The organism is Desulfosarcina sp., assembly GCF_033791525.1.
Lineage (GTDB): Bacteria > Desulfobacterota > Desulfobacteria > Desulfobacterales > Desulfosarcinaceae > Desulfosarcina.
On record NZ_JASJGN010000405.1, the window covers coordinates 1 to 7,435 of the forward strand.

Consider the following 7,435-nt stretch of genomic DNA (forward strand, 5'->3'; position numbering starts at 1 on the left):
CGGTGTGTTTTCCGGCTCAATGGCCTGGTGGGTCATTCTCTCTTCGTTCAGCAGACTGTTCAATACCCGCATGAATGCAAAAGCCATGCGCTGGATCAACCGGTTCTCCGGAGCGGTGCTCACCGGCTTCGGATTGGCAGCGGTGATCGGACGGCTCTAACCACCCGGCAACCCTTTGTGAAATCGCCTGCACAGCGCGGCTGAAACCCGATGGTCGTATACCGTACCATCAGGTTCAATCCCTCGGATGCCGCAGTCCCACAGGAATGCCGCCAGCAGTTTCATGCCCGCCTGCTGCCGGTCCACCAAAGGCGCCATATGATTGCCCACCGGCGCCGGCTGGGGAATCGGGACGCCGGCGGTCTCAAGTGACTTCATGAAATTGAGCAGCCGGCCCAGCCGCAACAGGGTGACCGAATCGGTACGCGACGTGCGCTGATCAATGGGCAGCGCCGTAGCGCGCATACGGGCAAAGGATGCCGGCATCAGTCCCAAGGCACGACAGCGCTCGTAGTCCGCGCTGCCCGGTGCCGGGTAGAAAACGGAAACGCCGGCCAGAACCCGGCGCCCGGCCAGAAACAGCAGGTCGTCCACCGACGACAAGGGGTCCTGATCCGGTGCACCGACGATGATGTACCCCACCGCCGAGAGCCCTTCGCGTCGGGCATAACGCAGTGCACGATTAAATGCCTCGCGCACATCGGGTCGATTGAAGCGCTTCAGTTGTCCGGCGTCTGCACTTCCCAGAGAGAGGTTCAGGGTTTTGAATCCGGTGGTCTTCATGGCCCTTACCACCGCTGCGGTAAGGGTGGGCGGGAACAGGCCGTTCATGGCCCGAAGTTCCGGTAATGAATCACCGTAAATATCGCGAATCCCTTCCATCAATTCAAGGAACCACCGGCGGTCCATGGTGAGATTCTCATCCTCGAAATCGACGAATCCCACCTGGCGCCCCGCCGATGCCGCCCGGAGTTCCCGGAGCACGGCAGCAACCGAGCGTTTTCTGAACCCCATCCACGATTCAGCACCGGTGGCGCAGTAACTGCACTTGAGTGGACACCCCCTGCCGGCGGTAACCACGATGCTGTCCCGCCCATACCGCTGATAGAACTTTCGCCGAATCAACCCAAAGGCGGGCACGGGAAGTTGGTCCGGATCCCGGCACAGGGCGGGCTCGCCGATATGAAGGGATCCGTCGGGATTGCGGTACACGATGCCCGGCACACCCGCCAGGCTCCCGCCCGACCTCAATGCCAAGGCCAGGGCCGGCAGACCGACCTCACCTTCCCCCCGGAGCACCAGGTCCACAGCCGTTTCCGCCATCACCGCCGCCGGCAGAGCCGTGGGATGATGTCCGCCAAGAACCACCGTGCAGCCGGGCTGGCTGGCTTTGGCCGTCCGCGCCACAGCGAGCGCCATGTCGCTGTATGCAGTAAACAAAGAAGCGATGCCGACAAGAAACGCCCCGGATGCCTTTATCTGGAGGCCAAGATGCTCGAGGCTGTAGCCGTAGTAACGATAATGGTGAAACAGGCCAAAGGGGCTTTGATCCGCCCGGCCATAAAAGGCGGCAAGGTCATCCATCGCTTCAGGCGGCGCAATGACCCGCGACTTGCCGGTAGCCAGGGCGTCTAATATGGCCACAGAAAAGCCTTTTTGTGCAGCGGCGGCGGCAATGGACGCCAACCCATAGGGAATGGTCCGCTTGGCGGTAAGGTAAAAATCCGCTATCGGCGGCTGGATCAGAAGAATATCGACCATGGCGGTATGGATTGAGAAAACGAAAGGATCGTCAGGTCATTTGAGAGATGGTACCAAAGGTGCGGATCTCCGCCGGCAGATCCTCGGGGCCGATGGCATTTTCAACGCCCATGGCAAACGCCCGCTCGATCACATTCTGCAGTTGGATCAGATTGCCCGGCCAGTGATACTTGAGCAGGATGTCCATGGCCGACGGGGTGATGCCGTAGATCCGGGTTTTGGCCGCCGGGCTGTCCGTGTAGAGAAAATGGTTGATCAGCAGCGGAATGTCCTCCTTGCGCTCCCGAAGCGGCGGCAGCTTGATGAACATGGCATTGAAAAGATCCAGAAGATCCTTTTTCATGGCACCGCTGGCAATGACTTCATCCAGTTCCCTGGCGGTTCCGGCAATCAGGCGCGGGCGCTGACCGGCATCCGTTTCCGCGTTGCCCAAAACCACCATCATCCGTTCACGCACGGTCGATGGAAGCGAGGAGACCTCATCCAGATAAAGGGTGCCGCCGTTCACGGATGCGAGCATGCCCGACAGATGAGCGGCGAATTCCTCTTCTGTTTTCGTCTTTTTACTGAGGCTGTTGCAGTTTACCGGCACGAAGGGCAACGTTCTGCGGTCGCTGTTTTCGTGGATCGTTCGTGCGGTCAACGCCTTGCCCGTACCGCTCTCCCCATGGATCAGAACCATGGGGTTCTCGATGCTGATGGTGTCGATCACCTCATAGATTTCCCGCATCTTGGGGCAGAGACCGATCATTTTGCCATACTGGTGGCGCTCCCGGGATATCTTGCGGATCAGTTGGGCCTTATCCTTGATCTTCCGCTCTTCTACGATCCGGTCGATAATTAGCCTGAGGTGATCTAGTTTGAAAGGCTTTTGCAGGTAGTCATAACTGCCGAATTTCATGGCCTCTATCGCCGACTCCATCGACCCGTAGCCGGTAACGATGATCACCTCGGTCTGGGGCCGGTATTTTTTGATGGCCACCAAAAGCTCCAGGCCGTTGAATTCGGGCATCTTGTAGTCGGTGAAGACAATGTCGATCTGCTTTTCCTTCACGATCCCAACGGCTTCGATGCCGTTGTCCACGGTAGTCACATCGTAGCCTTTTATCGTCAGATACTGCTCGACCATCGCCAGAATGTCTCGGTCGTCGTCTACAAAAAGGATTCGGGTGTCTGACATGGCACTCTCCGCAGAATGGGCAGGGCAGAGGGTAACGCCCTTTGTTGGATTCGTATGTATAGTAAACCCCGCTTAAAAGATCAACCTTGGATAAAAGGGTTCAGCGATGATTGCAGACGATTTGGTATAAAATTGGGATCAGGTATCGAACAAGGTCGTAAGCACATGGATCGCCCGTCTGATTGACTTTGAAGCCTGCCGACTCTATATTGAAATCGGTATCACCCACATTGATGGAGGCATTTTGACATTTTCAGTACTCATGGTCTGCACGGGCAATATCTGCCGGAGCCCCATGGCAGAGGGGCTGCTGTGGCACCAGTTACCGGAAGACTTGAAACCGGTCGTCTCGGTCCGATCTGCCGGCACCCACGGGCTTCACGGCAACCGGGCAGAACCCTTTGCCGTCAAGGCTGTCACTGCGTACGGGGCTGACATCAGCCAGCACCGGGCAAGCGTTCTGGATGCCGGCATGATCCGGTCCGCCGATCTGGTGCTGGCCATGGAAAAATATCACATCGACAAGATCAACGACCTGCTTTTTTTTCGCTGCAAATACGCCCTGCTGCTAGGCACCTTCGCAGCGAATCGGGAAAACCCGGAAGTTGAAGACCCCTATGGCTCTCCCCTTGGCGCCTATGAAACCTGTGCCCGTGAAATCGTCGCCTGCATGCCGGGAGTCATCGACCATATCCGGCGGCAGGTGGGCAGGAAGGCGTCTTGAACGCACCCATGGGAACCCATCGCCAGCAGATCATCGACCTGTTGTGTCGAGAGGCCATGACGGCGCTGGATATCTCCCAGGCGGTTCGGGTATCCGAAAAGGATGTCTACCGGCACCTGACCCACATCCAAAAAACTGTGGCAGGCCAGAGACGAAAACTGTCGTTCACCCCCTGCACCTGCCTGGCATGCGGTTTTACATTCACGGATCGGCGCCGCCTCACCAAGCCTGGGCGCTGCCCCCGATGCCGGGAAAGCCGCATCGATCACCCGGTGTTCAGAATCAAAGAATAGGACAATATGGATCAACCGGCCATTCAGGACTACTTCCGCGGCGAACATGCCATCTGCTATGGGTGCGGTGGCGACAACCCCCACGGGCTGAACATCCGGACCCAGTGGGACGGGCACTATGGAATCTTCTGTTTCACACCGAAGGACTACCATACGGCTTTTCCCGGCGTGGTTTACGGTGGGCTGATCGCCAGCCTGTTCGACTGCCACTGCATCGGCACGGCTATCGCCGCCGCCTATGATGCCGAAGGGCGACTGCCGGGCAAGGAGCCGGCCATCATGTATGTCACGGCCAACCTGAACGTCAACTATATCCGCCCCACCCCAATGGACCAAGAATTGACATTAAAGGCCCACATCCTCGAGACCGGGGTCAGGAAGACCGTCGTGTCGTGCACCCTGTCGACAGGCGATTTGGAATGCGCCAACGCCCGGGTTCTCGCTGTCCGGGCAACCTGACGGTCGAAAGGAGCCTTCACGTCATGGAACAGCCTCCGATCGAGCACCTGTTTCTCATCACCGGAACCACCCGGGGCATCGGTAAGGCACTGGCGGCATCGGCATTGGCCCTGCCCAACAGCTTCGTGGTCAGCCTGTCACGCGCAGCTCCTTTCCTCAAGGTCAACCACCAGAACATCCGCATCGACTTGAACCATACCGATCGCATCGGCCCGGCCGTCAAACGCATTCAAATCGAGCGGCAGCAGACCAGCCGACTGACCCATACGGTGCTGATCAACAACGCCGGCGTCCTCGATCCCATCGCTCCGATCGGCGACTGCGATGACACGCTCCTGGCCAGGAACATCCGGGTCAACCTGACCGCACCGCTGGTGCTGACCCGGCATTTTTTCAATTTCGCCAGGCCGTTTCCCGGCCACAAATGGATCGTCAATATCACTTCCGGGGCCAGCCGGGCCCCTTACTATGGATGGTCGGCCTACGGGGCCGCCAAAGCCGGCCTGGACATGGCCACCCGTGCCATGGCCATGGAGTTCTCCCGCATCGACCCGACATTCACCGTCTGCGCCGTGGCACCGGGGACCGTGGACACCGCCATGCAGGAGAAGATCCGCAACTGCAGCGTCCAACAGTTCGATCAGGTGGACAAATTTCTCAAGTTGAAAGAGAGCGGCGCACTCCATCCGCCCGAGCGTGCGGCCACAGCCCTGATTCGTCTGTTGATGGATGGACGATTTAAAAATGGCGGGCGATACGATCTCAGGGAGCTCAAATGGTGAGCGATTGCCCGACCCGCGGCACCATCGCGTCGAAACCGTTGCTCTTCAGGCGATCGGCAAAGGCCAGACTCTGATCCTCCTCACCGTGGACCACGGCAATCCGTTTGATCTTCAGGTTGGACTGCTTCAGAAACCGAAGCATCTCATTGCGGTCCCCATGGGCGGAAAACCCGCCGATTTTAACTACCCGCGCCTTCAGCGGGTACTCTTTGTTGAGAATCTTGACGATGGGGGGGTCCCCCTTCCGGCCCGACGCCTCATATGCCGTTCCCTGATCCAGGATACGCCGGCCCAGGGTGTGATTGGCCATGTAACCCACGATGAGAATCGTGTTCCTGGGATGGTGGATCTTGTATCGCAGGTGATGCAGGATGCGCCCGGCCTCGCACATACCCGACGCGGAGATAACGATGTGAGGTTTTTCCTCGCGCATGAGGGCCATGGATGCCTCGACGCTCTCGGTGAACTGCACCTGCCGGAAGGCAAAGGGGTTCTTGCCCTGCTGGAGGAAAGTCTCGTGGGTCTCTTGGTCGAACACCTCCGGGTGCTCGCCAAACACCTTGGTAATGTTGGTGGCCAGGGGGCTGTCCACGTATACGGGCATGCGGGGCACTTCGCCGGCACCGTAAAGTTCGTGGATCACGTAGAGCAGTTCCTGGGTGCGTCCATAGGCAAAGGAGGGGATTAGCACCGTACCACCCTGGTCGAAGGTCTCGTTGAGCACCTGCTTGAGCCGGGGACGCAGATCGATCACCGGCTCGTGGTCTCGGTTGCCGTATGTGCTCTCCATGATCATCAGGTCCACATCGCTGCCGAGTCCGTCAAAATCACTGGCCGGATCGCGCAATATGGGTTTGCCGTAACGGCCGATGTCGCCTGAAAAACAGACGGTGCGGGCGTTGCCGCCGTCACCGAAACGGATCATGACCACGGCAGAGCCTAAAATGTGACCCGCTTCGAAGAGCGTACAGGTGATGTTGTTACCGATGGTCACCGGGCTGCGGTAGGGGATTCCCTCGAAGGCCTTGAGGGCCTGGTCCGCGTCGGCGGCGGTGTAGAGCGGCTCCACCCCTTCCAGATGAAAGCGTTTGATGTATTCGCCGATCACCTCGGCATTCAGCCTGTGCTTGTTTTTTTTGAGCAACCGCTTGATATCCTTCAGATCGCGCTTGGAGGTGTGGCCGTCCTCGCCGGGCCGCATCTGGGACAGGGCGGAGCGTACCGTCTTGTAGTTCAGGTACTCGGCATCGCTCTCCTGGATGTGGGCCGAATCCGGAAGCATGTAGCCACAGGCATCGACCGTGGCCCGGGTGCAGTAGATCCTTCCGTTGAAGCCATTTCTGGTAATCAGAGGGATACGACCGGAGTGGTCGATGTGGGCATGGGACAGCACCATGTTGGTAAGGATGCCCGGATCGAAGGGCAGCACCCGGTTCTTCTCGGCAGCCGTTTTACGCCGCCCCTGATACATGCCGCAGTCCAGCAGAATGCGATCCTGATCCGTGCTCAACAGGTGCATGGAACCGGTCACTTCCCTTACCGCCCCGTAAAACGTGATGTGCATATCAGCGCTCCTTTCATCGTTTTTCTCTTGATATCAAACCGTTGAAAGTATCGACCACTATTGGCCATACGGGTGAAAATTACAAAGAGCAAAAAACACGTTTGGGACCAGTCCGCTCGGCTATAGCCGATGGATTTCTCCACAGTCGCTGCTGACGCTGACGTCAATCATGCAACGCCCACCCCTAAATGAAGGTCGAGCGACCAGGATGCCTGCTCAATCGTCGGCATCAGGCCAGATATCATCCTTGCCTGTTTTTGGCCGGTGCGAACGTTTTTTGGAACGTTTGTCTTTTAACGCCGCATTCTCATCATCGTCGAACTCCCTGAACTTAGTCCGCGGAGAGCGCCTGGGTGGCGTCTCCATTTCATTTTCATAAGGATCGTCGTCCTCCTGCGTGGTCATTGCAACACCATCGTCTTAGTTCGTGTTATTCACCGTTTTGTGATTTCAAATGGTATATTCGATAGCACAGCAGATGTCACAGTATACACATTGTTTAAAAGGCTTGAAATACAAAATTAGATACTTCGACCGATCTCCTCGGCCTCGCTCTGGGCCAGCATGAGATTTCGCGGTGATTTGGCATCACCGATGACGTAAACCTCAATTTTACGTTGATCCAGTATTGGTTTGGCGTCGCGCACCGGGGTCATGGCTTCGGCCACGACC

General features: G+C 57.8%; 9 protein-coding genes. 5 read left to right on the plus strand and 4 right to left on the minus strand.

Going from position 1 to position 7,435, the window contains the following annotated elements; genetic code table 11:
- Positions 1-4 precede the first annotated feature (4 nt).
- On the plus strand, positions 5-160 hold the full coding sequence (locus QNK41_RS23150; RefSeq protein WP_413815185.1) for a LysE family transporter: 156 nt from the start codon (positions 5-7) through the stop codon (positions 158-160).
- Here QNK41_RS23150 and QNK41_RS19820 read toward each other — a convergent pair.
- The gene (locus QNK41_RS19820; RefSeq protein WP_319260590.1) at positions 157-1,761 is read right to left on the minus strand and encodes a B12-binding domain-containing radical SAM protein; all 1,605 of its coding nucleotides are present in this window, start codon (positions 1,759-1,761) and stop codon (positions 157-159) included. The two genes, QNK41_RS23150 and QNK41_RS19820, sit on opposite strands and share 4 nt — an antisense overlap.
- Before the next feature lie 31 nt (positions 1,762-1,792).
- On the minus strand, positions 1,793-2,941 hold the full coding sequence (locus QNK41_RS19825) for a sigma-54 dependent transcriptional regulator (RefSeq protein ID WP_319260592.1): 1,149 nt from the start codon (positions 2,939-2,941) through the stop codon (positions 1,793-1,795).
- A gap of 244 nt (positions 2,942-3,185) precedes the next feature.
- On the opposite strand from QNK41_RS19825, the gene QNK41_RS19830 reads away from it, so the two are divergent.
- The 4 genes from QNK41_RS19830 to QNK41_RS19845 are packed head-to-tail and all read left to right on the plus strand — an operon-like array spanning position 3,186 to position 5,199.
- A complete protein-coding gene (locus QNK41_RS19830) occupies positions 3,186-3,665 on the plus strand; it encodes a low molecular weight protein-tyrosine-phosphatase (RefSeq protein ID WP_319260595.1) in 480 nt (159 codons plus the stop codon).
- Positions 3,662-3,958: a transcriptional regulator gene (locus QNK41_RS19835; protein ID WP_319260598.1), complete on the plus strand. Its 297-nt coding sequence runs from the start codon at positions 3,662-3,664 to the stop codon at positions 3,956-3,958. The genes QNK41_RS19830 and QNK41_RS19835 overlap by 4 nt, the downstream gene beginning before the upstream one ends.
- 6 nt (positions 3,959-3,964) lie before the next feature.
- A complete protein-coding gene (locus QNK41_RS19840; RefSeq protein WP_319260601.1) occupies positions 3,965-4,417 on the plus strand; it encodes a PaaI family thioesterase in 453 nt (150 codons plus the stop codon).
- A 23-nt stretch (positions 4,418-4,440) separates the two neighbouring features.
- Positions 4,441-5,199, plus strand: a complete 759-nt coding sequence (locus QNK41_RS19845; protein ID WP_319260603.1) for an SDR family NAD(P)-dependent oxidoreductase — start codon at positions 4,441-4,443, stop codon at positions 5,197-5,199.
- Here QNK41_RS19845 and QNK41_RS19850 read toward each other — a convergent pair.
- Complete coding sequence (locus tag QNK41_RS19850; RefSeq protein WP_319260607.1) at positions 5,189-6,763, minus strand: MBL fold metallo-hydrolase RNA specificity domain-containing protein; 1,575 nt, start codon at positions 6,761-6,763, stop codon at positions 5,189-5,191. The genes QNK41_RS19845 and QNK41_RS19850 overlap by 11 nt on opposite strands.
- Positions 6,764-6,979: 216 nt before the next feature.
- On the minus strand, positions 6,980-7,168 hold the full coding sequence (locus QNK41_RS19855) for a hypothetical protein (protein ID WP_319260610.1): 189 nt from the start codon (positions 7,166-7,168) through the stop codon (positions 6,980-6,982).
- Between the last annotated feature and the right edge of the window lie 267 nt (positions 7,169-7,435).